This window comes from Bradyrhizobium sp. CCBAU 53338 (genome assembly GCF_015291665.1).
In the GTDB taxonomy this organism is placed as follows: Bacteria; Pseudomonadota; Alphaproteobacteria; order Rhizobiales; family Xanthobacteraceae; genus Bradyrhizobium.
Genome location: NZ_CP030048.1, coordinates 5,057,735 through 5,083,416 on the forward strand (window position 1 = coordinate 5,057,735; position 25,682 = coordinate 5,083,416).

Annotated in this window: 23 protein-coding genes; 10 read left to right on the plus strand and 13 right to left on the minus strand. The window is 65.4% G+C overall.

The features are described 5' to 3' along the window. Positions 1-244: 244 nt before the first annotated feature. The 11 genes from XH90_RS23820 to XH90_RS23870 form a co-directional block, all read right to left on the minus strand. On the minus strand, positions 245-1,822 hold the full coding sequence (locus XH90_RS23820; RefSeq protein ID WP_194476753.1) for a Do family serine endopeptidase: 1,578 nt from the start codon (positions 1,820-1,822) through the stop codon (positions 245-247). A gap of 221 nt (positions 1,823-2,043) precedes the next feature. Then, positions 2,044-3,387, minus strand: a complete 1,344-nt coding sequence (locus tag XH90_RS23825; protein WP_194476754.1) for a methyl-accepting chemotaxis protein — start codon at positions 3,385-3,387, stop codon at positions 2,044-2,046. Between the two features lie 103 nt (positions 3,388-3,490). After that, positions 3,491-3,979 carry a cytochrome c-type biogenesis protein gene (locus XH90_RS23830; RefSeq protein WP_194476755.1) on the minus strand — a complete coding sequence of 163 codons (489 nt, stop codon included), beginning with the start codon at positions 3,977-3,979 and terminating at the stop codon, positions 3,491-3,493. Between the two features lie 4 nt (positions 3,980-3,983). Further along, positions 3,984-5,966, minus strand: a complete 1,983-nt coding sequence (locus XH90_RS23835; protein WP_194476756.1) for a heme lyase CcmF/NrfE family subunit — start codon at positions 5,964-5,966, stop codon at positions 3,984-3,986. Further along, positions 5,963-6,484 carry a cytochrome c maturation protein CcmE gene (gene ccmE, locus XH90_RS23840; protein WP_194476757.1) on the minus strand — a complete coding sequence of 174 codons (522 nt, stop codon included), beginning with the start codon at positions 6,482-6,484 and terminating at the stop codon, positions 5,963-5,965. The genes XH90_RS23835 and ccmE overlap by 4 nt, the downstream gene beginning before the upstream one ends. A gap of 37 nt (positions 6,485-6,521) precedes the next feature. Continuing rightward, positions 6,522-7,637, minus strand: a complete 1,116-nt coding sequence (gene ccmI, locus XH90_RS23845; protein ID WP_194476758.1) for a c-type cytochrome biogenesis protein CcmI — start codon at positions 7,635-7,637, stop codon at positions 6,522-6,524. Between the two features lie 131 nt (positions 7,638-7,768). Continuing rightward, positions 7,769-8,038: a hypothetical protein gene (locus XH90_RS23850; RefSeq protein WP_194476759.1), complete on the minus strand. Its 270-nt coding sequence runs from the start codon at positions 8,036-8,038 to the stop codon at positions 7,769-7,771. Positions 8,039-8,137: 99 nt separating this feature from the next. Further along, on the minus strand, positions 8,138-9,541 hold the full coding sequence (locus XH90_RS23855) for a hypothetical protein (protein WP_194476760.1): 1,404 nt from the start codon (positions 9,539-9,541) through the stop codon (positions 8,138-8,140). Positions 9,542-9,689: 148 nt separating this feature from the next. Further along, positions 9,690-11,066: a sensor histidine kinase gene (locus XH90_RS23860; protein WP_194476761.1), complete on the minus strand. Its 1,377-nt coding sequence runs from the start codon at positions 11,064-11,066 to the stop codon at positions 9,690-9,692. 105 nt (positions 11,067-11,171) lie between these two features. After that, positions 11,172-11,846: a response regulator transcription factor gene (locus XH90_RS23865; protein ID WP_194476762.1), complete on the minus strand. Its 675-nt coding sequence runs from the start codon at positions 11,844-11,846 to the stop codon at positions 11,172-11,174. Between the two features lie 242 nt (positions 11,847-12,088). Continuing rightward, positions 12,089-12,244 carry a hypothetical protein gene (locus XH90_RS23870; protein WP_194476763.1) on the minus strand — a complete coding sequence of 52 codons (156 nt, stop codon included), beginning with the start codon at positions 12,242-12,244 and terminating at the stop codon, positions 12,089-12,091. A 235-nt stretch (positions 12,245-12,479) separates the two neighbouring features. Here XH90_RS23870 and XH90_RS23875 point away from each other — a divergent pair, with 235 nt between their 5' ends. From XH90_RS23875 to XH90_RS23920, 10 genes are all read left to right on the plus strand, one after another. Then, entirely contained in the window at positions 12,480-13,466 is a 987-nt protein-coding gene (locus tag XH90_RS23875; RefSeq protein WP_194476764.1) for a Ku protein, read from the plus strand. A gap of 58 nt (positions 13,467-13,524) precedes the next feature. After that, a complete protein-coding gene (locus XH90_RS23880) occupies positions 13,525-13,761 on the plus strand; it encodes a hypothetical protein (protein WP_194476765.1) in 237 nt (78 codons plus the stop codon). Between the two features lie 188 nt (positions 13,762-13,949). Continuing rightward, positions 13,950-14,132 carry a hypothetical protein gene (locus tag XH90_RS23885; protein WP_194476766.1) on the plus strand — a complete coding sequence of 61 codons (183 nt, stop codon included), beginning with the start codon at positions 13,950-13,952 and terminating at the stop codon, positions 14,130-14,132. A 186-nt stretch (positions 14,133-14,318) separates the two neighbouring features. Continuing rightward, on the plus strand, positions 14,319-14,483 hold the full coding sequence (locus XH90_RS23890) for a Flp family type IVb pilin (RefSeq protein ID WP_194482787.1): 165 nt from the start codon (positions 14,319-14,321) through the stop codon (positions 14,481-14,483). A 151-nt stretch (positions 14,484-14,634) separates the two neighbouring features. Beyond that, a complete protein-coding gene (locus XH90_RS23895) occupies positions 14,635-16,176 on the plus strand; it encodes a thymidine phosphorylase family protein (RefSeq protein WP_194476767.1) in 1,542 nt (513 codons plus the stop codon). Beyond that, a complete protein-coding gene (locus tag XH90_RS23900; RefSeq protein ID WP_194476768.1) occupies positions 16,173-17,093 on the plus strand; it encodes a ribose-phosphate diphosphokinase in 921 nt (306 codons plus the stop codon). Before XH90_RS23895 ends, XH90_RS23900 begins: the two co-directional genes overlap by 4 nt. After that, a complete protein-coding gene (locus XH90_RS23905; protein WP_194476769.1) occupies positions 17,090-18,685 on the plus strand; it encodes an MBL fold metallo-hydrolase in 1,596 nt (531 codons plus the stop codon). The genes XH90_RS23900 and XH90_RS23905 overlap by 4 nt, the downstream gene beginning before the upstream one ends. Positions 18,686-18,887: 202 nt before the next feature. Beyond that, positions 18,888-19,313, plus strand: a complete 426-nt coding sequence (locus tag XH90_RS23910) for a hypothetical protein (RefSeq protein ID WP_194476770.1) — start codon at positions 18,888-18,890, stop codon at positions 19,311-19,313. 33 nt (positions 19,314-19,346) lie between these two features. After that, a complete protein-coding gene (locus tag XH90_RS23915) occupies positions 19,347-21,071 on the plus strand; it encodes a thiamine pyrophosphate-requiring protein (protein ID WP_256442521.1) in 1,725 nt (574 codons plus the stop codon). Between the two features lie 128 nt (positions 21,072-21,199). After that, complete coding sequence (locus XH90_RS23920) at positions 21,200-23,215, plus strand: GAF domain-containing protein (RefSeq protein ID WP_194476772.1); 2,016 nt, start codon at positions 21,200-21,202, stop codon at positions 23,213-23,215. Positions 23,216-23,220: 5 nt separating this feature from the next. Here the strand turns inward: XH90_RS23920 and XH90_RS23925 are convergent, their stop codons facing one another. Both XH90_RS23925 and XH90_RS23930 read right to left on the minus strand, forming a co-directional pair. Next, a complete protein-coding gene (locus XH90_RS23925) occupies positions 23,221-24,807 on the minus strand; it encodes an MDR family MFS transporter (RefSeq protein ID WP_194476773.1) in 1,587 nt (528 codons plus the stop codon). A gap of 162 nt (positions 24,808-24,969) precedes the next feature. Continuing rightward, complete coding sequence (locus XH90_RS23930) at positions 24,970-25,485, minus strand: YcgN family cysteine cluster protein (protein ID WP_194476774.1); 516 nt, start codon at positions 25,483-25,485, stop codon at positions 24,970-24,972. Positions 25,486-25,682 lie beyond the last annotated feature (197 nt).

Genomic DNA, 25,682 nt, shown 5'->3' on the forward strand with positions numbered 1-25,682 from the left:
AACCTTCTCTAAACATGGCGCGAGCGGCAATCGCATGCAAGCCAAGCGAACGGAACGTGGATAGGCAAAAAGGCGGGCGGTGAAGCTGGGGGGACCTCACCGCCCTAGACCTTCCGACGGAGGGGGGCGTGTTTCCACCGGAAGGTAGGTGTGGGGAGCGAGCGTTGCGCTGCTCCCCGGAAGAGTGCCGGCGGCGGGGGCGACCGATGCCGGCGACACTCTTCATCTCGACGGCCTCCTGAAGCTAGCCCTTGGCGATGGGCACCGCGACGAAGCGCGACTGGCCGCCGCTCTTCACGCGCATCAGGACGCTGTTCTTGTTGTCGGACCGCGCCGTGTTGATGGCGTCGCGGACTTCGCCGGCGGTGCTCACGCTCTTGCCGCCGACTTCGAGGATCACGTCTCCTTCCTTGAAGCCGCGTTCGGCCGCAGCGCTCTTCGGATCGACTTCGGTGACCACGACGCCGTCCTTGCCGGCGCCGGCCACGGAGTTGGCGGGCGCAACGGTCATGCCGAGCTTCGGCACATCGGTGCCCCTGCTCGCACCCTTGCCGCTGCCGTTATCAGTGTCGGCCTTGGCCTCGACCGTGTTCGGCAGCTGGCCGAGGGTGAGGTTGACGACCTTGTCCTGGCCCTTGTGCAGCACGTCGAGCTTTACGGTCGCACCGGGCGCCATGCCACCGATGGTGCGGGCGAGTTCGCGCGCATCCTTGACGGAATCGCCGTTGACGGCCGTGATCACGTCGCCGGACTCGATACCGGCCTTCGCGGCCGGACCGTCCTTCTGCGGCTCCGCGACCAGCGCGCCTTCGGCCTTCTTCATCCCCAGGCTGTCGGCGATGTCGGACGTGACGGGCTGGATCTGAACGCCGATCCAGCCGCGGCTGACCGAGCCCTTGTCCTTGAGCTGGGCGACCACGCTCTTGACGGTGTTGGCTGGAATCGAGAACGCAATACCGACGCTGCCGCCGGAGGGCGAGTAGATCGCGGTGTTGACGCCCATCACTTCGCCGTTGGTGTCGAAGGCCGGACCGCCCGAATTGCCCTTGTTCACGGGCGCGTCGATCTGGATGAAATCGTCATAGGGGCCGTTGCCGATGTCGCGGCCGCTGGCCGAGACGATGCCGGCAGTCACGGTGCCGCCGAGGCCGAAGGGATTGCCGACCGCGAGCACCCAGTCGCCGATCCGCGGCTTGCTGTCCGCGAGCTTGGCGAACGGGAAGTTCGAGCCGCCCTCGACCTTGATCAAGGCGAGGTCGGTGCGCTGGTCGGTGCCGATCACCTTGGCGCTGTAGGTCTTGCCGTCGTCGGTGGTGACCTCGACCTTGTCGGCGCCGTCGACCACGTGGTTGTTGGTCACCGCAAAGCCGTCAGCCGAGATGAAGAAGCCGGAGCCCTGGCCCTGCACGACGCGGCCACGACCGCCGCCCCTGAGGCCGGGGATGCCATCCGGACCGCCGAAGCGGCGGAAGAAGCGTTCCATCGGCGAGCCCGGCTGGAATGGCGAGGAATCATCGCCGTCGTCGTTGCTCGTGGCCTTCTCCTTGATGTTGACCTTCACCGAGATCACCGAGGGCTTCACGCGCTCGACGATGTCGGCGAAACCGATCGGACGATCGACCTTCTTGACCTCGTTGTTGACCTGCGCGTGCGCCGGGCTGGAGAACAAATCCGCAGGCGACGTCGACGGGCTGAAGCCGTGGACGGCGATGCCGAGGCCGGCGACGACCGAGGCCATCAGCGCGATCCTGCGGGCGGAAAACACCGAACGGCGGGACTGCCGGTAGGACGGAAGGTTCGTGAGATCGGGACGGTCGGTCATGCAGAGGTCTCCAGGGCCTTGAAATCCTTCGGGTGCCAGTGGCGGCACCGTAGGGACCTGAAGATGGGGGCTTCAGCCTTACCGCGCGCTGGCTGCGGGGTTAAACTTTTGTAATGAAGGCGGGACCGTGCTGCGGCAGTTTAGCGCAGGCCAAAAGTCGCGTTCTTACAGGAGCTTAAAAGGATTCCGGCGAGATCGGCCAAAGCGCCCTCCGCCCTTCGTCAACTTGCCCTGACGCTGGCGATGAATTCGTCGACTTCGCGCTTCAGGGTCTCCGCCTGCTGCGACAGATCGACGGCGGAATCCCGGGCTTCAGCCGCCATGCGGCCGGTCTCGGCCGAGGTCGAGGTGATCTGAACGATGTGGTTGGAGACGTCGAGCGTGCCGCGCGCGGCGTCCTGGACGCTGCGGCTGATGTCCTGCGTGGCATTGCGCTGCTGGGCGGTGTCGACCTCGATGCCGGACATGATCGACGAAATCTCCGACAGCGTCTTCGAGATCGCGTCGATCGCGCCGCGCGTCTCCGCGGTGATGCCCTGGATGCTGGCAACATGCGCGGTGATTTCCTCCGTCGCCTTGCTGGTCTGATGCGCAAGGCTCTTCACTTCCGAAGCAACCACCGCAAAGCCCTTGCCGGATTCGCCAGCCCGCGCCGCCTCGATCGTGGCGTTCAGCGCCAGCAGATTGGTCTGCGATGCGATCGCCTGCACCAGTTGGACGACCTCGCCGATCTTGTCGGCGGCATCCGACAGCGTATGGATGGTGTCGCGGCTCTTCTCGGCTTGCGCCGCCGCGCCCTCGGCGCGCTGCGTCGCGTCCGTGACGCGGCGACTGATCGTGCCGATCGAGTTCGTCATCTCCTCGGCCGAGCCCGCAACCGTCTGCACGCTGGCGCTGGCCTGGCTCGCGCCGCTAGCGACGGCATTGGCCTTGCTGCTGGTATCGTTGGCGGTCTGCGACAGCGTCTCGGCGTTGCGCTTCAGGTGCACGGCCGACGACGCCACGCTGTCGACCACGCTGGCGACGAGCCCGTTGAAGCCCTTGATCCGGTCATCGAGGTATTTTGAACGGTCAGCCTGGTGCTGCGCTTCGTGCAACTGCTGCTCGGTGAGACGGCGCCGCTCGATCCCGTTGGTCTTGAACACTTCCAGCGCACCGGCGAGCAACCCAATCTCGTTGGTGCCGCCGAGACCCGGGACCGGCGTCTCGAATTTCTGGTCGGCAACCTCGCGCATGGCATGCACGATCGCCGCCAGGGGATTGAGAATGCCGTTGCGCACGGCGAACCAAGTGGTGAGGCAGATCGCGACGGCGATGACCGCGATCACGCCGCAGGCGACCAGGAACCAGGAGAACGCGGCCTGCGCCTGCTGGTAGATCTGCATCGCGTGGTCGCGCGCAGGACCGCTCAGCGCGGCGACGTCGGACGAGAGGCTGGTAATCTCGTTGTTGAGATAGAGCACCGCGACGAAACCCGTGCCGCCACCAATGCCCAGCAGGAACAATAATGCAGCGACGACGGCGCCGACCAGAAAACGGATCGTCAAATTGCTGTTCGTGAACATCGCTCGGAGACCCAGAGTCTAGAATCAAATCTCGCGACAAGCTTCCAGACAAAGGTCAACAGAGCATGAAACGCGCTCCGCCCAACATCCTACGTATCATTACTTAGGGCTGGGACGACTTCGCATCTTCGGACATCAACGCCGCGAGCCTCGCCTCTTCGTCCGGCGTCAGCGGCGGCGTCGGCAGATCTGCACCGTCCTGCGTGCGCCGGCGATTCTGCCGCCACAGCGCGAAGCCGCCACCCATCAGCAGCAGCGGCGCGAGCAGCCACAACAGCATGGTCTGTCGCTCGAAGCGCGGCTTCAGCAGCACGAATTCGCCGTAGCGCGCGACCAGGAAGTCGAGCACCTGCGAATTGCTGTCGCCGGCCGCGATCCGCTCGCGCACCAGGAGCCGCAGGTCGCGCGCGAGCGGCGCATCGGAATCGTCGATCGACTGGTTCTGGCAGACCATGCAGCGCAGCTCGCGCGACAATGCGCGCGCGCGCGCTTCCTTGGCCGGATCCGACATGATCTCGTCGGGCTGCACGGCATGCACCGCAGGCACGGCCAGCAGCATCAGCGCGACGAACGCGGCCATCATGCGGCGCATCGGATCACTCCGCCGGCTGCAGGCGCTGCTTGGCTCGCGCCGGCTTCGGCGCGCCGACGCGCAAGCGACGATCCGACAGCGACAGCATGCCGCCGAACGCCATCAGCACCGGCCCCCACCAGATCATCAGCACCAGCGGCTTGTGGTAGATGCGCACGGCGATCCCGCCCTCGGCGGTGACGTCACCGAGCGAGATGTAGAGCTGGCTCGCGCCGCGGGTCAGCAGCGCGGCCTCGGTGGTCGAGGAGCCGCGCGTGGTAAAGCTGCGCTTCGACGGCGTCATCACGCTGAGCGCTTCGCCGCCCCGGCTGACGTTGAACTGCGCGATCATCTCGCGGTAGTTCGGCCCCTGCCGCTCGAGCAGGCCGTCGAGCTTCAGATCATAGCCGGCGACCTGCGCCACGTCGTTCGGCTTCATCGTCGCGATATATTCGCTGTTCCAGGTCGTCTCGCAGACGATCCCGATCAGCGCGACACCGAGACCGGCATGCGCAAACGCGGTGCCCCAGGCCGAGCGAGGCAGGCCGCGGGCGCGGTGCAGCGTGGTCGCGAAAGGCAGGCGAAACAGGCCGGTTCGTTCGGCGATGTCGGTCACGGCGCCGGCGATGACGAAGATGCCAAGCCCGATCGCCAACGGCGCCAGCGCACTGCCGCCACGCGTCCAGGCCCAGACGATGGCGATCACGACGAGGCCTGCGACGCCCGCCGCAAGCAGGCGCTGGGTCACACCGAGCAGGTCGCCGCGCTTCCACGCCAGCATCGGCCCGAACGGCACCGCAAGCAGCAGCAGTGCGAACAGCGGCACGAAGGTGAGATTGTAGAAGGGAGCACCTACCGACATCTTGAAGTCGGCGAGCACTTCCATCGCGAGCGGATAGAGCGTGCCGAACAGCACGACGGCGCAGGCCACCGTGAGCAGCAGATTGTTCAGCACCAGCGCGCCCTCGCGCGAAATCGGCGCGAACAACCCCCCCTGCTTCAACGAGGTCGCGCGTCCCGCGAACAGCGACAGGCTGCCCCCGATGAACAGGCAGAGGATCAGCAGGATGAACACGCCGCGGGTCGGATCGTTGGCGAAGGCATGCACGGAGGTGATGACCCCCGAGCGCACCAGGAAGGTGCCGAGCAGCGACAGCGAGAAGGTCAGGATCGACAGAAGAATGGTCCAGACCTTCAGCGCATTGCGCTTTTCCATCACGAGCGCCGAATGCAAGAGCGCGGTGCCGGCGAGCCACGGCATCAGCGAGGCGTTCTCGACCGGGTCCCAGAACCACCAGCCACCCCAGCCGAGCTCGTAATAGGCCCAGTAGGAGCCCATCGCGATGCCGAGGGTCAGGAAGATCCAGGCGACCAGCGTCCACGGCCGCACCCAGCGCGCCCAGGCCGCATCGATGCGTCCCTCGATCAGGGCCGCGATCGCGAAGGAGAACGAGATCGAGAAGCCGACATAGCCGAGATAGAGCATCGGCGGATGCACGGCGAGACCGATGTCCTGAAGCACCGGATTGAGATCGCGCCCCTCGATCGGCGGATTGGCGATGCGCAGGAACGGATTCGAGGTGATCAGGATGAAGAGATAGAAGGCGCTCGCGATCCAGGCCTGGACCGCCAGCACATGCGCGCGCAGCGACAGCGGCAGATTGTTGCCGAAGGCCGCAACGAGCCCGCCGAACAGCGCCAGGATCGACACCCACAGCAGCATCGAGCCTTCATGGTTTCCCCAGACCCCGGTGATCTTGTAGATCAACGGCTTCATGGAGTGCGAGTTCTCGTAGACGTTGGCGACGGAGAAATCCGAGTTCACGTGCAACGTCACCAGCGCGATGAACGACGCCCCGACGAACAGGAGCTGCGCCAGCGCGGTGGAACGCGCCACGTTCATCAAGGCGGGATCGCGCAGGCGCGCGCCGATGACAGGCACGAAGGACTGGATCAGCGCCAGCGCGAGCGCCAGCACCAGCGCGTAATGTCCGGCTTCCGCAATCACCGCATCGCTCCCTGCGAATTGCCCTGCGCCGTCGTGGCGGCAGGCTTGGCACCACCAGACGCCTTGTCGGAAGCCTGGGCGCCGTAATCGTCCTTCCAATGTCCCTGCTTCTTCAGGGCATCGGCAACGTCCTTGGGCATGTAGGTCTCGTCGTGCTTGGCGAGCACGGTATCGGCCTTGAACACGCCGTTGGCATCGAGCGCGCCTTCGGCGACGACGCCCTGCCCTTCGCGGAACAGATCGGGCAGAATGCCCTTGTAGGCAACGGGCAACTTGGCGCCGCCGTCGGCAACTTCAAACGTCACCGCCAGATTGTCGCCGCGCTGGAGCGAGCCCGGCTGCACCAGGCCGCCCAGGCGAAAACGGGTGCCGGGTTGGACGTGCTTTTCGGCCACCATGGTCGGGGTCGAAAAGAACACGATGGAGTCGCGCAAGGCATTGAGGACCAGCGCGGCCGCGAGCGCGAGAACGGCGAGCGAGCCGCCGATGATGGTCATACGTCGCTGCTTGCGCGTCATGGCGTATCCGTTCTCCGCTCGTCTCGTGCTGCGACCGTCATCCGTCGAGCCCGAGAGTCTTGAGGCCTTCATTGAGCTGGCGCAGCCGCTCGGCGTTGTTGGCGACCGCCTGTCGGGCGTCGCTCGAGGCGCCCATCGCCTTGTCGCGGTCGCCCATCACCAGATAGGCGCGCACCAGACGCAGCCAACCCTCGACGTCGTCGCCGTTCTGCTTCAGCCGCGTGGCGAGCCGTTCGACCATGCCGCGGATCATCGCATTGCGATCGCCATCCTTCATTTCCTTGGACGCTGCGATCGTCTCATCCGACAGCGCCGGCATCGTCACGCCGCCACCGCCGACACGCGCGAGCGAAGTCTGCACCAGCGGCCGCCACGGCGCATCCGCCGGCGCCTTCGCCAGCAGCGCGCGCCAGATATTGGCCGCGTCATCCCTGCGACCGTCCTGCTCGGCGGCGAGCCCGAGGAAATAGTTCGCCTTGGGATCGTCCGCGTTCAGCGCATGCGCGCGCTCGAACTCGGTCTTGGCTTCCGCCGTCACCACGCCGCTGGCGGCAGCCGCGATGGCCTCGCCGAGATCGGAGCGCCGCTCCGCGCTCTCGCCATTGTAGGCGATCGAATTGCGATAGGCGCGCACGGCCTCGTCGAAACGGCCGAGTCGCTCCAGCACCGGCGCAAGCACGTTCCAGCCGCGGCCGTCGGTCGGGTTCTTTTCCAGATGTTGCTGGACCTGCACCACGAGGTTCTCGAGCGACTGCGCCATGCCGGAACCTGCACCGCGCTCGCGCTCCGCCAGCGGGAAATCACGCAGCGTCGGCGAGCCGAGCGGAACGTAGATGGCAATCGCGGCCAGAGGCAGGCCGACCAGCGCCAGCACGGCTGCCGCGCGGCGCCATTTCAGGCTGGTTGCCGGCGCGAGCGCGGACTCGCTGCCGGCAGCGGCGAGCAGCCTGCGGCTGATCTCGACGCGTGCGGCCTCGGCCTCAGGTAGCGCGATCAGCCCTGCGGCAAGATCCCGCTCGATCTCGGCCAGTTGGTCCTTGTAGACCGCGACCTCGCTGCCTTGATCTTGATCGCGCGCGCCACGGCCGAGCGGCCAGAGCACGGCGAAAATCGCCGCGACCGTCATCAGCGCGAACACGAACCATAGCGTCATCTGGCAAGCTTCCGGCAGCGCGTGAGCCGCGCCCATAGGTGGCTTTACACCACGGCCGGACGATGCGGCAATTGACAATTGTCAATTTGGCGCGAGCACACCCTGTCCCGAAAGGGTGATAATCCAACGGCTTAGCTGATCTCGAAGTCGACGCTTTGAGCGGCGTCCTCGCCATGCCCGTTGAGAGCCCTCAAGAAGTATGTTCCCGGCTCGATGGCCTCGGGCAATCTGATGCGCAACGCCCCGACGGGAACGGGCGATGCGACCCTGGTGACGGTCTCGGGCAGTTGTCGACCGCTCGCCTTTTCGACCAGCACCACCTTCGCACCGACCATCAGTCGTTGATATTTGGCAACAATGACGCGGTTTTCGATTTCGATGGAGCTGATAATGGGTTTCATGCGCCCACAGATAGAAATTCCAATGCTTGCACGGCGACCGTAGGGCCCGCAGCAGGCACCGTCAACCACAAATTGTGATCACGAAAAGATGCGCTTGAATCAGCTCGCGCGCGTCGATTTGCGTTCGCCCGTCGCGGCGTTCTCCGCGGCTCGGCTCATCAGCGAGGCGTAATCGTCGCCGAACAGCACCTGGCAGAAGCGGATCGCCGCCTGCACCTGCTGCTGCCGGTAGGCGCGGACCTTGTGGTCGGCGCCGCGCAACGACTGCACCACCTGCTCGGTCGAGCGTTCGACATATTGCTGGAGGTCGGAATAGGTGCGCAGCGTCACCTCGTTGATGGCGAGCTCGCTGGCGAAATTGCGGCAGGTCGCGACGAAGTCGATCAGCGCGACGGTTTCCTCGACCTCGGTGCTGTCGATCCGCGCGCCAGGCGGAATGTCCTTCTCGGGGCGCTGGCGCAGGATGCGGCGAACGCGGCCGGGAACGCTGTCGATTTCCGATTGCAGCGCATTGGAGATGTCGGCCCGGATCGAGGTCAGCTGCTTGCCCCAGGCGGAATCGTTGCGCAGGTCGAGCTCGGTGCGCAGGCCGCGGACGCCGTCATGCAGCGCCTTGAGATTGTCGGCGACGGTCTCGAAATGGCCGCGCTTGATGTCCATGCGCAAATTGGCGGCAACGCGGGACAGATCGTGCAGGGCCATCGTGACGGCGACGCCATAGGGCGTGGCTGCGACGCGAATCTCGTCGTCGGAGGCGGCGATCTTGATGGCGAGGCGAATGATCTGCCACGGCGCGGTCATGCGCTGGACCACCACCGACAGCGCAAAGGGCAGCATCTGCGGGGTCTGGAGCACCGGAATGTTCAGCGCTGCGGTCACCGAGGCGATCTGGGGATCTCCGAACGCACGCAGGAAGCGCGGCAGTTTTTCTTTCAACGTGCCCATGGCCTCGCGAACGGCGAGCACCGCGCCGATCGAATAGAGGTCCTCGATCACGTTGGGCGGACCGACCCGGGCGAGCGCGCGCGACTTGTCGCCGCCGCCAGGCCCCGTCAGCTCGAAGATGGCGTCCGCAGCCACGGCCTGAAGCTTGAGCGCCAGCGCCTCGACCTGCCCGGAACTGTCCGTGGCCGGCATGCGCGCCAGCGCCGCCTCGAATTCGTTGATCTTGTCCGGGGCGCCATCGCGGCCGAGCCATTGCCAGATCGGATGAAGCGAGGAGCGGCGGATCTGCCCGACCCGAATTGGCGCGCCAGCCTCGATCAGGAACGGTTCCAGCACCTGGAACAGCAACCGCGACAGATCGTCGGTGCGCGGCGGCGTGGCCTCGTCGGCCTCTGTCTTCCGCACGATCTTGCGGAGCTGTTCGAGCACCAGGGTCGCCACAGCCGTGTCCTGGCCGCGCTCGAGCGCGCGCTCGAACTCCCGCATCAGCAGCGCCTGCGCCTGCGGCGGGAGCTGCGCGAGATATTCCCTCAGCCGCTCGATCGATGTCTGGCTCATGCGCCCGGGTAATGCACGGTAAAATGGCGGACGTAGGATGCGTCCTTGCCGATCATAGATGGGTGCGCCTTAAGAAGCCGTTGAGGAAGTCGCTCCGAAACCCTCCGGTTTCGCCCGGAAGCCAAAATAAGCGTTTCGGATCAGAGGATTATATTCCCGGCAGGACCAGCTCGGCCCGCAAGCCTCCGATCGGCGCGTGGCCGAGTGAGAGGCTGCCGCCATAGAGCGCGGCAAGATCGGTCACGATCGACAGCCCCAGCCCTGAACCCGGCTTCGATTCGTCGAGCCGCTGGCCGCGGCGGGAAACCTGGGCGCGCTCGGCCTCCGAGAGGCCGCGCCCGTCGTCGTCGACGATCAGCCGCAGCCTGGGGGCTGCGCCCGTCTCGGTCGGGGCCTCCACCAGCACCTCGATGAAGACGCGCGAGGCCGCCCATTTGCAGGCGTTGTCGACGAGATTGCCGACCATCTCCTCCAGGTCCTGCCGCTCGCCCCGGAATTTCGCCGAGGGATCGGCCTTCGCCTCAACAGCGATGCCGCGGCCGCGGTGGATCTTCTCCATGGTCCGCCGCAACGCCTCGATGGCGGGCGCCACCTCCGTCACGGTGCCGACGATCGAGACCCTCGCCGCGATGCGGGCGCGCTCCAGGTGATGGGCGAGCTGGTTGCGCATCACGTCGGCCTGCTCCATCACCTTGGCCGCGAACGGATCGGCGGCGTGCGTTCCGGCCTCGTTGACGATCACCGAAAGCGGCGTCTTGATCGCATGGGCGAGATTGCCGACATGGGTGCGGGCCCGCTCGACGATCTCCCTGTTGGCGTCGATCAGCGCGTTGGTCTCGCGCGCGAGCGGCGCGATCTCGACCGGGAATTCGCCCTCGAGCCGCTCGGCCCGCCCGGAGCGAATGTCGGCGATGGATTCGGAAATCCGCTTGAGCGGCGCAAGGCCGAAGCGGACCTGGAACACCGTCGTCAGCAGCAGCACGATGCCGAGCGCGGTGAAGGTGCCGCCGAGGTAGTAGTCAAAACTGCGCGTCTCGTCGAAGATCTCGGTGTCGTCGCCGGCGACGCTGACCAGATATTTGCCGTCGGCGCCGAGGTCGACGGGACGTTCGACCATGCGCAGATTCTGGCCTTCCGGCCCATCGACATAGGCGAGACGAATGCCGGCCGCGGTGAGTTCGGCGCCCTTGTCTTCGAGCTTCGGCAGCTTCTTGTCCCAGAGCGAGCGCGACGAGCGCACCTCCGGCTTCTCGGTGTCGGTGCGCGTGATCTGCCAGTACCAGCCCGACAGCGGCAGCTCGAACAGCGGCTCCCCGAGCGACTGGAACTGGCGATCCGGCGGCTCGTCGGGGGTGGCGACCTCGGCGATCAGGGTGCGCAGATAGAGGTTGAGCCGGCGGTCGAAGGCACGCTCGGTAGCGTTCTTGTAGACCGATGACAGCACCACGCCGGTGATCGCCAGGATCACCACCAGCCAGGCGGTCGCCGACAGGAACAGTCGGTTGGCAAGCGAGCTGGCGGGCATCGGAATGATCCCGGAGGCGCGAGATGGCGGCATGGCGTCGGCGGTCATGTCAGGACCAAGGCCCGTGTCGGGCAGCCCGTCAAGCCAATATCCTTCGAAAGGCTCTCAGGCGCCCGGTGCCGGCGGCGGGGTCAGGAGATAGCCGAGGCCGCGGACGGTCTGGATGATGTCGACGTCGAGCTTCTTGCGGATGCGGCCGACAAAGACTTCAATCGTGTTGGAGTCGCGATCGAAATCCTGGTCGTAGAGGTGCTCGACCAGCTCGGTGCGCGACACCACGCGCCCCGAATGGTGCATGAGGTAGGCCAGAAGCCGATATTCGTGCGAGGTCATCTTGACCGGATTGCCCGACACGCTGACACGGCCGGTGCGGGTGTCGAGCGTGACGGGGCCGCAGCTCAATTCGCTCTGGGCATGGCCGGCCGAGCGGCGCAGCAGCGCACGGATGCGCGCCAGCACTTCCTCCAGATGGAACGGCTTGGGCACGTAATCGTCGGCACCGGCATCAAAACCCTGGACCTTGTCGCTCCAGCGGTCGCGCGCGGTGAGAATCAAGACCGGCATGGTGCGGCCGTTGCGGCGCCAGGCTTCCAGCACCGAGATGCCGTCCTTCTTGGGCAGACCGATATCGAGCACCACGGCGTCGTACGGTTCGTTGTCGCCGAGATAGTGCCCCTCCTCTCCGTCGAAGGCGCGGTCGACGACATAGCCGGCGTCCGTCAGCGCCTTGGTGAGCTGGCGATTGAGATCGGGGTCGTCCTCAACAACAAGCAGGCGCACGCTTCTCTCCAGAAATAAGCCGCATGAACACCGCTCCAGATGAGCAATTCCGGCGTGAACTGAATATGAACGCCGGGAACCACCCGCGTTACTTTTTGGTCATATAAGATTTGGCGCGAGTCAATGCGACTGCGCCCGCCAGGCCACCGGAAGAACCGGCGGCATGGCGGGCGCGGTGTGCCGCTGATGGCGGCGAGGCGGAAGGTCCGCCCTTCCTGTTCGATCTGCCCGTCAGATTGCCGTCAGGTCCGGAAGAACACGAACCAGATGACGGCGAGGATCAGGATCGCGAGCCCGGTCGAGATGGCGAGCAGTGCGGCCACCGACGGCCCCGGTTCGCCCTGGCGCGCCTCGGTCGCAGTTTCGACGATCTGATGCTCCTCGCGCGTGGTTGCCATGGTGACCTCGATCCCTGGATGTCGCCTCCGATGGCCGCGACTTCCTCGCAGCCTGTGTCCCGAGCCAACGCCCGATCCGATTTGATGTTCCGGCTCTTGCGCCCCGCATCGGGCCGAACCGCTGAGGTCAGCGACTGGTTAACGCAGTTGCAAGATTCCGCCCGAACCTGTGTATGATTCGGTGTTCCCCGATGGTATCCTCATAGGTCTGTCCCCGTTGCGTTTGGAGTAGCCCATGGCCCCCCGCGCCAATTGGAAGGGTTTTCTGCGTCTCTCGCTCGTGACCTGCCCGGTCGCGCTGTATCCGGCCACATCGGATACCGAGAAGGTCTCGTTCAACCAGATCAACCGCAAGACCGGCCACCGGATCAAATATCTCAAGGTCGACGCCGAGACCGGTGACGAGGTGACCTCCGAGGACATCGTCAAGGGCTACAAGGTCGACACCGACACCTACATCGAGGTCACCAAGGACGAGCTCGACGACATCGCGCTGGACTCCACCCACACGATCGAGATCGACGAATTCGTGCCGAAGTCCGACATCGACAACCGCTATCTGATCCGCCCCTATTACCTCGTGCCCGACGGCAAGGTCGGCCACGACGCCTTCGCGGTGATCCGCGAGACCATCCGCAGCATGGACAAGGTCGCCATCGGCCGCGTGGTGCTGACCAACCGCGAGCACATCATCGCACTCGAGCCGCTCGACAGCGGCCTGATGGGCACGCTGCTGCGCTACCCGTACGAGGTGCGCAGCGAGAAGGAGTATTTCGACGACATCCAGGACGTGAAGCTGACGAAGGATATGCTCGACCTCGCCAAGCACATCGTCGAGAAGAAGTCCGGCGCGTTCGAGCCGGAGCTGTTCGAGGATCACTACGAGACCGCGCTGATCGATCTGATCAACAAGAAGCGCGCAGGCACGCCGATCGCGGCCAGGTCCACGCCGAAGAGCGGCGGCAACGTCATCAATCTGATGGACGCGCTGAAGAAGAGCCTGGCAAGCGAAAAGGATGCAGTTCCGGCGGCGAAGGTCGCCAAAGAAACCGCCAAGGAAACCGCAAAAGCCAAGAAGCCGAAGAAGCGCGTCGAGGGCCAGCGCGAGATGCTGCTGCCGATCTCCGGCAAGGGCGGCAAGGACGCCGCGGCCAGGGAAACCGCGCCGAAGAAGGCCGACAAGCCTGTACGCGCGACCACGCGAACCAAGAAGGCCGGCTGACGGCATCGCATCACCGACCGCGCCGTGACGCCTCCCCTCACCGATCGGGCAGACTGATATGCCCTGGTCGACGCCGTTCGACGATCCGATCGGATTGCGCGGCGGCGCCAGGCTGCGCACGTTGCAGGAGGCCGCGGACTTCATCATGCAGCTGTCCGAAGACGAGCAGCAGGAGCCGCGCTGGCAAACCGCCATCGAGATGCTGATCAACGCGGCAGAGACCGGCGGCGGCTGGCTGATATTCGCCCGCATCGGCATGCTGCGCGCATTGAACGCGGATCGCCGGCCTCGATGAGGCCTCGCTCGGCATGCTTGCCGATCGGTTGACGAACAGCCTCAACAGACCCTTAAGCGGCAGCTCACTTGTCACGTCACGTTGCCATCATGCCGCACCCGGGTATTCCTACGGGACGCAAAATTAACCGTTGATTCCCCTTGCGCGCAGCATGGTCCGGCCATCGAAAAAGCAGGGCTCGCACGACTGTGCCGCAGCAGGACGTCAGAAAAAACTACATCGGCATCGTGAATGAAACGGCCGAGGACGAGCGTATCGCCGACGCGGCGGTGCGGGCGCAGGCGCATGTCGTTGGCTATCTGATCGGACGCCTCGCGGCCGCGCTGGGACGGCCTCCAAAGGCGGCGCCGGGACGCACCACCACGAGTTGAGGCATGCGCGCTTCCGTTCATTTGAATGGATCATGAAACCTTCGCTTAACGGCTGTCACGTTAAGACACATCAGGTCGGGTCGGCCGAACCCGCCTTTATTGATGCGCGACAAGCGCCTCGTCGATCACTTTACCACTTTGATAACGCCGCGCGCCTACATTGGACCGGATGAACAGGAGTTGGCGATGACTTTGCTCAGGTCTTTTCTTGCCGATGAGAGTGCCGCCACCGCGATCGAGTATGGCCTGATCGCCGCCGGCATCGCGCTCGCCATCGTCACCGTCGTGACCAACACGGGCAGCGTCCTCCTCAGCAACAAGTTCAACTCGATCAGCACGGCCATGAAGTAGACCCGACGCGCCGTCGTGGCCACCAGCGGGCCCGTCCCAGGCGCGGCCCGACGACCGGCTGGTTTGGCTGACCCAGCGGACCATGATCTGGGTCAAGCCTGTCGCGTCAGCGACAGTTTAGCATGAGCGACCCGACTTTTGTGGTCCGTCCATGCCCCCCGATCCCTCGCGTTCCCAGCTCAAGATACGCCGCGTCCATCTCGATACGGGCCGCGAGAACGTCGTCGTCGTTTCCAGGCGATCGAAGGCACTGCGCGCGGATATCTTTCGCGGCTTCAGCCGCGTCGAGCTTCGCCTCGACGACAAGACGCTGCTTGCGACACTCCTGATCACCGACGACGATGCGCTGGCGGCCCAGGACGAAATCGGCCTCTCCGAGCCCGCCTTCCACCGCTTCGCCAAACCGGTCGGCACGCTGGTCACGGTCGCACCCGCCGCGCCGCCGGAGAGTCTCGAAGCCGTGCGCGCCAAGATCCGCGGTCGAACGCTCGACAAGGCCGAGATCGACGCCATCATCAGCGACCTCGCGCATTTTCGCTATTCCGACATGGAGATCGCCGCCTTCCTGATCGGCTCGGCGAGCTTCATCACCAGTGACGAGCTCCTGGCCCTGACAGGCGCCATGGCGCAGGCCGGCACGCAGCTCGTATGGCCCGACCAGATCGTGGTCGACAAGCACTGCATCGGCGGCATTCCCGGTAACCGCACCTCGATGATCGTGGTGCCGATCGTCGCAGCCCACGGTCTCCCGATCCCGAAGACATCCTCGCGCGCCATCACCTCGCCGGCCGGAACGGCCGACACGATGGAGGTTCTGGCCCGCGTGAATGTCGGCGTCGAGGAAATGAAGTCGATCGTCTCGTCCTGCAACGGATGCCTGATCTGGGGCGGACACGTGAACCTGTCGCCGGCCGACGACGTGCTGATCTCGGTCGAACGCCCGCTCAGCCTGGACACCCGCGAGCAGATGGTCGCCTCCATCATGTCGAAGAAGATCGCGGCGGGATCGACGCACCTGCTGATCGACATTCCGGTCGGGCCGACCGCGAAAGTCACCACCGCCATGGACGCGATGAGGCTGCGAAAGCTGTTCGAATTCGTCGGCGACCGGTTCGGCCGCACGGTCGAGGTGATCACGACCGACGGCCGCCAGCCGATCGGCAACGGCATCGGGCCGGTGCTCGAGGCCAACGACGTGATGGCGGTGCTCGGCAACGAGGAAGATGCGCCGCGCGACCTGCGCGAGAAATCGCTGCGGCTCGCCGCCCATCTCCTGGAATACGATCCGAAGCTGCGCGGCGGCGCCGGCTATGCCCGCGCGCGTGAACTGCTCGACAGCGGCGCCGCCCTGAAGCAGATGCAGAAGATCATCGACGCCCAGGGTCCGTCGAAATGCAGCACCGATCTCGGACCCAGCAGCTTCGACGTCAAGGCGGCGCATGACGGCACGGTCGCCACGATCGACTGCCTCCGTCTCAACCGCCTCGCCCGCACCGCCGGCGCGCCACTCGACAAGGGCGCCGGCATTCGCCTCTTCAAGAAGATCGGCGACCGGGTCGAGCAGGGCGAGCCGCTCTACCGTGTCTACACGTTCGAAGGGCCGGAGCATGATCTGGCCGCGTCTGCCGCCCAGCAGGAGACCGGCTACATCGTCAACGGTCACGAGGCCCCACCGGGCAGGACGCCGTCGTGAGCACGGTCGTGTTCCAGACCTTGCCCTCCGGCGCCGGCGCGGCGAAGCGCATCGCGGCGCGGCTCGGACTGGCCTGCGAGGAGGTCGCCCTGCACCGCTTTCCGGACGGCGAACTGCGCGTGACGGTCGCGCCGGCGGCCGACACCACCATCCTCTATGCGTCGCTCGATCAACCCAATGACAAGCTGATCGCCGTGCTGTTCGCCGCGGAAGCGCTGCGGCGCGGAGGCGCGAAGCGGCTGGTGCTGGTCGCGCCCTATCTCTGCTACATGCGGCAGGACATCGCGTTTCATGCCGGCGAAGCCGTCAGCCAGCGCGCCGTGGGCACCCTGCTTGCGGCGATCGTCGATCGCGTCGTCACCGTGGATGCACATCTGCATCGCACCGCCGACATCGCTTCCGTGTTCCCTGGCATCGAAGCCGAGAATCTCTCCGCCATGCCGGCGATCGCAGACGCGCTCGCCGCCGGCGGCGTCGATCCCGCCACCATCGTGATCGGTCCCGATGCGGAGTCCGAGCCCTGGGTCAAGGACCTGGCCGGACGGCTGGGCCTGCGGCACGCCGTCGCGCGCAAGATCCGGCGCGGTGATCGTGCCGTGGACATTGCGTTCGCAGATGCCGGGCTGCTGGCAGGACGGCCGGCCCTGATGGTCGACGATATCGTATCGTCCGGGACCACGCTGATGGCCGCGGCGAAGGCGTTACTGTCGATGGGCGCGACGACCGTGGATTCGATCGTGACGCATGCGCTGTTTCCACCCGCGATGATCGCTGCATTCATCAACGCCGGCGTCCGCTCCGTCCGCTCGACGGAAAGCGTACCGCATCCGACCAACGCGATCGCCCTCGACGCGCCTCTCGCGGCCGCCTTGCGGTCCGAACTCGGTACCACACCTTCGCCGGAGACAACGACATGAGCATCACCGTCCGTTTCTGCGGTGCCGCGCGCACCGTGACCGGCTCGAGCTATCTGTTCCAGACCGCAACCGGCCGCTTTCTGGTGGATTGCGGCCTGTTCCAGGGCCAGAAAACGCTCAAGGAGCTCAACTACGGCGCCTTCCCCTTCCGGCCGACCGATATCGACGCCGTCGTGCTGACGCACGCTCATATCGACCACAGCGGATTGCTGCCAAAACTCGTGCGCGAAGGATTTGACGGACCGATCCTGGCGACGCGCGGCACGATCGACCTCTGCTCCTACATGCTGCCGGACGCCGGCAGCATCCAGGAGTCCGAAGTCGCGCAGCTTAACCGGCGCAACAAGGCCCGCGGCCGCAAGGAGGTGCAGCCGATCTACACGCAGGCGGACGCGGTCGCGTCGCTGCAATCGTTTCGCGCCGTCGACTATGAACGCTGGATCGATGTCATCCCGGGCGTCCGTGCGCGCTACTGGAATGCCGGTCATCTGCTCGGCTCCGCCTCGATCGAGCTCGAGATCGCCCAACGAGGCTCCCCGCGCCCGCTGCGCGTGCTGCTCTCCGGCGATGTCGGGCCGGAAGCCAAGCTGCTCCAGCCCGATCCCGAAGCACCGAGCGACCTCGACTACGTGATCTCCGAATCCACCTATGGCGACCGGGTGCGCGCCGCCACGACGCCTGCGCTCCGCCGGCAGCATCTCGCGGCCGAGGTACGCGACGCTGCCGCAGCCGGAGGCGCGCTGCTGATACCCGCCTTCGCGGTCGAACGCACGCAGGAGCTGATCGTCGACCTCGTCGACCTGATGGAGCACGGCGAGATTCCGAAAGCGCCGATCTTCCTCGACTCGCCGCTGGCGATCCGCGCCACCGAAGTGTTTCGCCGGCACGCCGCGAGCCTCGACCCGAGCGTCGACGCCGAACGCCTGCTCAACTCGCCGCATCTCAAATTCACCGAGACCGCGGACGAGAGCAAGGCGATCATGCGGCTCAGCGGATTTCACATCATCATCGCGGCCAGCGGCATGTGCGACGCCGGACGCATCCGCCACCATCTGAAGCGCTGGCTCTGGAACGAGCGCGCGACCGTGCTGCTCGCCGGCTTCCAGGCGAGCGGCACGCTCGGCCGCTTCCTGCAGGACGGCGCCAAAGCCGTGCGGATCCAGGGAGAGGAAATCAGGGTCGCGGCACGGATCCGCATGATCGACGAATATTCGGGTCACGCCGACGGCGCAGGCATGGCCGGCTGGATTGCCGCACGGCGCCCCATCGCCCGCGGGCTGTTCCTGGTCCATGGCGAGGAAGGCGCCATCGCAGGTCTCGCCGAGCGAGTCGCCGAACGGATCATTCCGGCGGCCAAGGTGTACCAGCCGGTGCTGGACGACATCTATGAACTCGCAGCCCCCGAACCGCGCGTGATCGACGTCGATCATCGCCGGCGGCTCGCGCCGGAGGCTGTGACCCACCTCGACTGGCACAACGAGATGTCGGAGCTGATGCTCGACATCAACGACAGGGTCGGCGCAGCTGCCGACGACCGTGCCCGCGGCGTCATCATCCGAAAGCTGCGCCGCGCGCTGGAAGACAAAGTATAGCTGCGCTCGCAACGACGGAATGTGAGGCGACAGCCCGCTCGATCAACACCGTTTCATCGGCACGCATACTCTCGCGTTCTCGCGCCTGTTTTCGCCCGAGCTTTGCCAACTTTGACGATCGTGTCAGTGCTGATAGTCTTCATACCCTGGCGCGATAGGCCATGCAGTCAGTCATTGAACCATAACCATCTGAAGGACGCCGATGAAACGCACGACGCTTCTGGCCCTCGGCCTCATGTTGATCGGCGTCTGGTCGCAGGACAGCGCGCGCGGACAGAATTCCTCCACGGCGCCGGTTTCCCTCACTCCGCCCAACGCATCTTCGCAGCACGCGAGTCCCAGGAATTCCAAACCCAAGCGCGAGCCGACAGTGCTCACGAACGCTAGGACCTCACCGGCCAGAGAGCCGTCTCCACCCGTGATCGGCGGTTTTCCGGCAATGCCGAACCCGGCCGCCGATTACGACGGCTTCAACGCCAGTACCGACGACAGCGACGCGCCGAGCCAGGTCACGCCGCCTGCGAGGTCGCGCGCGGCATCCGGCTCCGGTCTGGACCCGCAGACGCTGGTCGATCAGGAGGACGAGGCGTTGAAGCGCAAGCTGACGATTTGCCAGAAGTGCAAATAGAGCTGCCGCCAGGTCGCTGCATGGCTGATTGTCATTTGCTCACGCTTTACGCCTCCGGCATTTCCTGATCCTCTCTCCTCCAATGGGCCGGAGCAACCGGCCAGGCCTGAGGAGAGAGACGCCATGAAGCTCGGCACCGCCATTGCGGAAATCATGCGGCGCGAGGGGATCGAGATCCTCTGCGGTTATCCGGTCAATCATCTGATCGAGCACGCGGCCAAGGCCGAGATTCGGCCCGTGATGGTGCGGCAGGAGCGCGTCGGCGTTCACATGGCGGATGCGATCTCGCGGGTGACGTCTGGGCGCACGATCGGCGCGTTCTGCATGCAGCACGGGCCCGGCGCCGAGAACGCGATGGGCGGCGTCGCGCAGTGCTTTGGCGAATCCGTGCCCGTGCTGGTGCTGCCGATGGGCTATCAGCGCAGGCTCGCGCATATCGAGCCGAACTTCAATTCGAGCGAGGCGATGAAGCCGTTTGCGAAATCGTCCGAGCCGATCATCCTGGCGGCCGAGGTCGCCAACATCTTTCGACGCGCCTTCACCAAGCTGAAGAACGGCCGCGGCGGGCCTGTGATCGTCGAAATCCCCTCCGACATGTGGAACGAGGAAGTGCCGGAACCGCTGAACTACACGCCGGTGCTGCGCACGCGCTACGGCGCCGACCCTGTTCATGTGAAGGAGGCTGCCGCCCTGCTCGTGAATGCAAAACGGCCGGTGCTCTATGCCGGCCAGGGCGTGCACTACGCGCAGGCCTGGCCGCAGTTGAAGCGGTTGGCGGAACGGCTGGCCATCCCCGTCACTACCAGCCTCGGCGGTAAATCATCGTTCCCCGAGACGCATCCGCTCTCGCTCGGCTCGGGCGGCCTTGCCGTGCCGCGCGCGGTGCCGAAGTTCCTGGCCGAGGCCGACGTCATCTTCGGCATCGGCTGCTCCTTCACCGAGACCAGCTTTGGCATCGCCATGCCGAAGGGCAAGACCGTCATCCATTCCACGCTCGATCCCAACCATCTCAACAAGGATGTCGAAGCGAAGATCGGCCTCGTCGGCGATGCCGGTCTCGTGCTCGATGCGCTGCTGGAGGAGATCGGCAAGACCGTCACGAAGGATCGCGATGCATCGACGGTCGCCGCCGAGATCGCGACCTCGCACAAGGAATGGCTGGCGAAATGGATGCCGAAGCTGACCAGCAATGACGCGCCGCTCAATCCCTATCGCGTGCTGTGGGATCTGCAGCACACCATCGACATCGACAACACCATCATCACCCATGATGCCGGCAGCCCGCGCGACCAGCTATCGCCGTTCTGGAAGGCGGTGACGCCGCTCTCCTATCTCGGCTGGGGCAAGACGACGCAGCTCGGCTACGGCCTTGGCCTGGCGATGGGTGCAAAGTTGGCGAAGCCCGACAAGCTCTGCATCAATGTCTGGGGCGATGCGGCGATCGGCTTCACCGGCATGGATTTCGAGACCGCTGTGCGCGAGCGCATCCCGATCATGTCTATTCTTCTGAACAACTTCTCGATGGCGATCGAGCTGAAGGTGATGCCGATCTCGACCGAGAAATATCGCTCGACCGACATCTCCGGCGACTATGCGGCGATGGCGCGCGCCTTCGGCGGCCATGGCGAGCGGGTGACAAGGCCTGAGGACATCATCCCCGCGATCAAGCGCGGGATCCAGAAGACGAAGGAAGGCGTGCCGGTGCTGCTGGAATTCATCACCAGCAAGGAAACCGAGGTATCGCGCCCGGGCACGTGAGCGGCGTTAACGGTCGGACGTATTTCTGCAATGATATCGCTGGCGCCCTTGATTTGACGGTGGAATACTGGCGTTCCGGATAGTTTGAGATCTGCACCTGCGGGCGCCTGCCCGATATGGAATTGTCGATGAATGCGCTCGCCCAGGACGCTGATATTGCGCGCCAGACTGCCGAGCTTGAGCAGAGGCTACAATGGAGCGCCGCCGAGACCGAGCGCCTGCGGCATGAGCTCGCCCTGTCGCGCGAACGCCAGACCGCCGGCGCGGACGTCCTGGCGACAATTGCCAGCACCTCGGGCGACGCCGATCATGCCTTGCAGCAAATCGCGGAGACCACGGCGCGGCTGTTCGGCGCCTCCAGCGTCTCGATCCAGCTCGCCGAGAACGGCGAATGGGGCAAGGCCTACCGCTACGGCGCAAGCGCGCAGCGCATCCGCGCCGCGGTACCGCTCACCGACATCAAGGTCGGCGGCCGCAACATGCCCGGCGCGGTCGTCGGACGAAACCAGCAGATCCATGCGCCGGACCTCGACAATCTCGAAGGCGATCTGGCCGACTTTCCGGGCTTGCCGCACGCCCGCGCCGCCGGCACGCGAACCATCTGCGGAACGCCCTTGCGCAGCAAAGGCAGGGCGATCGGCTCGTTGATCGTTCACCGGGACCGCCTGGAGCCCTTCTCCGACGAAGAGCTGGCGCTGCAGCAGAGCTTTGCCGACCAGGCGGCGATCGCCATCGAGAACGCGCGGCTGTTCAACGAAACCAGGGAGACGCTGCAGCAGCAAACCGCAACCGCCGACGTCCTCAAGGTCATCAGCCGCTCCGCCTTTGACCTCGAGACCGTGCTCAACACGCTCACGGAATCGGCGGCACGGCTCTGCAATGCAGATATGGCTGCGATCACGCGCCAGCAGGCCGACGGCGGATACGCGCATGCCACGCGTTATAATTTTGCGCCGGAATGGGACCGCGTATCCAGCACCGTAAGGCTTTACCCCGGCCGCGGCAGCCTGGTGGGGCGGGTGCTGCTAGAAGGCAAAGCGGTGCAGATCACCGACGTGCTGATTGACCCCGAATACGCCTTTCCCGAGCAGCAGCGGGCCGGCGGCTATCGCACCCTACTTGGCGTCCCCTTGCTCCGCGAAGGGCAGCCGATCGGCGTTCTCTTCCTCGGACGTGCTACCGTCAACCCGTTCTCCAACCGGCAGATCGAGCTGGTGCAGAGCTTCGCCGACCAGGCCGTGATAGCGATCGAGAACGTCCGCCTGTTCGACGAGGTGCAAGCGCGCACCCGCGAACTCGCCCAATCGCTTGAAGATCTCCGCGCGGCGCAGGACCGGCTGATCCAGACCGAGAAGCTGGCCTCGCTCGGCCAGCTCACCGCGGGCATCGCGCACGAGATCAAGAATCCGCTCAACTTCGTCAACAATTTTGCTGCGCTGTCGGCCGAGCTGACGGACGAGCTGAACGAGGTGCTGGCACCCGTCCCGCTCGGCGACGCTCTCCGCAACGACGTCGACGAGTTGACGGGCATGCTGAAGGACAATCTGCAAAAGGTCGTGCAGCACGGTAAGCGCGCCGATTCCATCGTCAAGAACATGCTGCTGCATTCGCGCGAAGGCGGCGGCGAGCATCGCTTGAGCGACATCAACGCACTGGTCGAGGAGAGCCTCAACCTTTCTTATCACGGCGCGCGCGCCGAGCAGCCGCAGTTCGACGTCACGCTGAAACGCACGTTCGATCCGGCGGCAGGTTCCGCCGAGGTGTTCCCGCAGGAGATCACGCGGGTGCTGCTGAACCTGGTCTCGAACGGGTTCTATGCGGTGGCCAAACGCAAGGCCGAGAGCGGCGCCGGCACGTTCGAGCCTGTCGTGACTGTCACGACCCGCGATCGTGGCGATACCATCGAGATCCGCATCCGCGACAACGGCACCGGCATTCCCGACGACGTGAAGGCGAAGATGTTCAATCCGTTCTTCACCACAAAGCCGGCCGGCGAAGGCACCGGCCTCGGGCTGTCGATGAGCCACGACATCGTGGTGAAGCAGCATGGCGGCACGATCGACGTCGCGACGGAGCCGGGCCAGTTCACGGAGTTCACGATCGTGTTGCCGCGCAAGAGCGGCTTCGTGGGTGGAGGCGGCTAGCGCCGTTACTCCGCCATCTCGACGGCCTGCGTGGTGGTGGGACCGGCCAACGGCCGCTCCTCCATCATGATCAGGCAGAGCGAGGCGGTGGCCATCAGCGCGGTCGCGGCCGCGAAGACATAGCGGAAGGCGTGCCGCATGTCTTCAGTCGGAATCGCCGGGATGCCGCCTGCTACGTGATGCTCGCCGGCCAGCGGAATGTCGGCGCCGAGCGAGATCAGCAGGATCGCGGCGAACGCGGCGACCGTGAACGAGGACATCAGCGAGCGGAAGAAGTTCATCGCACCGGTGATGGTGCCGACCTGCGGGCGGGCCACCGAATTCTGCAGCGAGACCACGCAGACCGGGAAAGTCGTGCCGAGGCCAAGTGCAAAGGCGGCCATCAGCGTCAGAAGCCCCCATAGCGGCAGCGTGGTGACGGTGAGGCCGAGCGCGCAGATCGCGGCCCAGGAGGTGCCGATGATGGCGACGCGCTTGTAATGCTTGGCGCGCGCCATGGTGCGGCCGGCGATCGCAGCACCGCAGGTCGAGACCGCCGCGAGCGGGATCAGCGCAAGGCCCGCCTCGCTGGCGCTGAGGTGATAGACCGACTCGTAATAGAGCGGCAGCTGCACGGTGAGGCCGGTGATGGCGCCGAGGCCGCAGCCGCCGGCGGTCAGCGCGAACGGCGCGACCGATCCCGAGAGCAGCGGCAACGGCAGGAACGGCTCGTCGGCGCGGCGCGCGTGCCAGACGAAGGTGAGCGCGAGCGCGACGGCACCGCCCACCATCGCAAGAATGGTCGGCGACAGCCATGTGTAGCGCGTGCCGCCCCAGGTCAGCACCAGCATGAAGACGACGGCGGAAGCCATCAGCAGGACGCCGCCGAGCCAGTCGACCTTGCGCTTGCGGTGGAACACCGGGATCTTGCTCATCTTCGGCAGCAGCAGCGCGAGTGCTGCCGCCGCGAGCGGCAGATTGATCCAGAAGATCATCGACCAGTGCAGATGCTCCGCAAACACGCCGCCGATGACGGGGCCCAAGATGCCGCCGACCATCCAGACGCTGGAGAAATAGGCTTGGTATTGCCCGCGCTCGCGCGGGCTCACGACGTCGGAGATCACGGTCTGCACGACGGGCATGATGCCGCCGCCGCCGAGCCCCTGGAGGCCGCGGGCCAGGATCAGCATCGGCATGCTCGGCGCGATCGCGCACAGGATCGAGCCGGCGATGAAAAGGCTCAGCGAGACGATGATCATCACCTTGCGGCCGTAGATGTCGCTCAGCGTTCCGAACACCGGTGCAACCGCGGTCGAGGCGAGCAGATAGGCGGTGATGACCCAGGACAGGTTCGACACATCCTGGAACTGGCGCCCGATGGTCGGCAGCGCCGTGGCGACGATGGTCTGGTCGAGCGCGGCCAGGAACATCGTCAGCATCAGGCTGATGACGATGGTGCGTACCTCGTCCGAGGTCAGCGGTGCCGGCGGCGAGATCGGCGGCGCGTCACTCACGCTGATGACCTCGCCTGGAAGGCGGGTCAGTTCCTCGGCAATATCGTCGGGCAAGGTCTGGATCTCGGCAGAGCTGCTCTGCCGTGTGAACTGGTTCATCTCGGGCGTGTCAGATCGAGCGTGTTGCGGCGCAAAGCCGCGAAGGATTCGTTCTATGAAGCCAATCTAGACAGCAAAGTTCTTCTCAGGCAGGCACCGCCGCGCATGGGTGCATCCCGCCCCGGGGTCATCCCGATGATGTGATCCGGGATTACCGGCAGATCAGTCTTTGGGACGTCGCTTCAGGCGCGCCCGCTTCGGCAGCTGCCCCGGCCATTGCACCAGATAATGCTCGAGCTCTTCGTCAGGGATCTCCACTTCGGTGCCGGCGACCCGGCCGCGCACGGAGACGCCGGCCTCGTGCACCGTATTGGGATCGCCTGAGACCAGCGGGTGCCACCAATAGAGATCGCGGCCCTCGGCCACGAGCTTGTAGCCGCAGCTCGGCGGCAGCCATTTCAGGTCCCGGACACTCTCGGGAGTCATGACCACGCAATCGGGAACGGAGTCGAAGCGATTCGCGTAGCTCTTGCAGCCGGCCGTGCAGGAATCGAGCAATTTGCAGCTCACGTCGGTGAAATAGATCTCGCCGGTATCCTCATCTTCGAGCTTGTTCAGGCAGCAGCGGCCGCAGCCGTCGCAAAGGCTCTCCCATTCGGCCGGCGACATGTCCTCCATCTTCTTGGTTTTCCAGAAGAATCCATCCTGGTCTGAAGGTCGTTTTGGAGCTGCGGTCATGCGCCTGATACTGATCCAAAGAGCTGCGGCCGGCACTTTCTAGGGCGGGCTGCCCAAAAGCTGCAAGCAAGGCCCGCAAAAGACCCGTAATGAACCGGGGTTCAATTAGGCCTGTTGTTCAAATTGCGAGCGTGACCATTGGTTTATAGGCCCCGCTCGGCTAGAAGAACAGCAAGTCCCCTGAGGTGCGCGACACG

Coding starts and splice junctions, on each gene's coding strand:
- XH90_RS23820 (WP_194476753.1), bottom strand. CDS start 1,822: ATGACCGACCGTCCCGATCTCACGAACCTTCCGTCCTACCGGCAGTCC.
- XH90_RS23825 (WP_194476754.1), bottom strand. CDS start 3,387: ATGTTCACGAACAGCAATTTGACGATCCGTTTTCTGGTCGGCGCCGTC.
- XH90_RS23830 (WP_194476755.1), bottom strand. CDS start 3,979: ATGCGCCGCATGATGGCCGCGTTCGTCGCGCTGATGCTGCTGGCCGTG.
- ccmE (WP_194476757.1), bottom strand. CDS start 6,484: ATGACGCGCAAGCAGCGACGTATGACCATCATCGGCGGCTCGCTCGCC.
- ccmI (WP_194476758.1), bottom strand. CDS start 7,637: ATGACGCTATGGTTCGTGTTCGCGCTGATGACGGTCGCGGCGATTTTC.
- XH90_RS23850 (WP_194476759.1), bottom strand. CDS start 8,038: ATGAAACCCATTATCAGCTCCATCGAAATCGAAAACCGCGTCATTGTT.
- XH90_RS23855 (WP_194476760.1), bottom strand. CDS start 9,541: ATGAGCCAGACATCGATCGAGCGGCTGAGGGAATATCTCGCGCAGCTC.
- XH90_RS23860 (WP_194476761.1), bottom strand. CDS start 11,066: ATGCCCGCCAGCTCGCTTGCCAACCGACTGTTCCTGTCGGCGACCGCC.
- XH90_RS23870 (WP_194476763.1), bottom strand. CDS start 12,244: ATGGCAACCACGCGCGAGGAGCATCAGATCGTCGAAACTGCGACCGAG.
- XH90_RS23875 (WP_194476764.1), top strand. CDS start 12,480: ATGGCCCCCCGCGCCAATTGGAAGGGTTTTCTGCGTCTCTCGCTCGTG.
- XH90_RS23880 (WP_194476765.1), top strand. CDS start 13,525: ATGCCCTGGTCGACGCCGTTCGACGATCCGATCGGATTGCGCGGCGGC.
- XH90_RS23890 (WP_194482787.1), top strand. CDS start 14,319: ATGACTTTGCTCAGGTCTTTTCTTGCCGATGAGAGTGCCGCCACCGCG.
- XH90_RS23895 (WP_194476767.1), top strand. CDS start 14,635: ATGCCCCCCGATCCCTCGCGTTCCCAGCTCAAGATACGCCGCGTCCAT.
- XH90_RS23905 (WP_194476769.1), top strand. CDS start 17,090: ATGAGCATCACCGTCCGTTTCTGCGGTGCCGCGCGCACCGTGACCGGC.
- XH90_RS23910 (WP_194476770.1), top strand. CDS start 18,888: ATGAAACGCACGACGCTTCTGGCCCTCGGCCTCATGTTGATCGGCGTC.
- XH90_RS23920 (WP_194476772.1), top strand. CDS start 21,200: ATGAATGCGCTCGCCCAGGACGCTGATATTGCGCGCCAGACTGCCGAG.
- XH90_RS23925 (WP_194476773.1), bottom strand. CDS start 24,807: ATGAACCAGTTCACACGGCAGAGCAGCTCTGCCGAGATCCAGACCTTG.
- XH90_RS23930 (WP_194476774.1), bottom strand. CDS start 25,485: ATGACCGCAGCTCCAAAACGACCTTCAGACCAGGATGGATTCTTCTGG.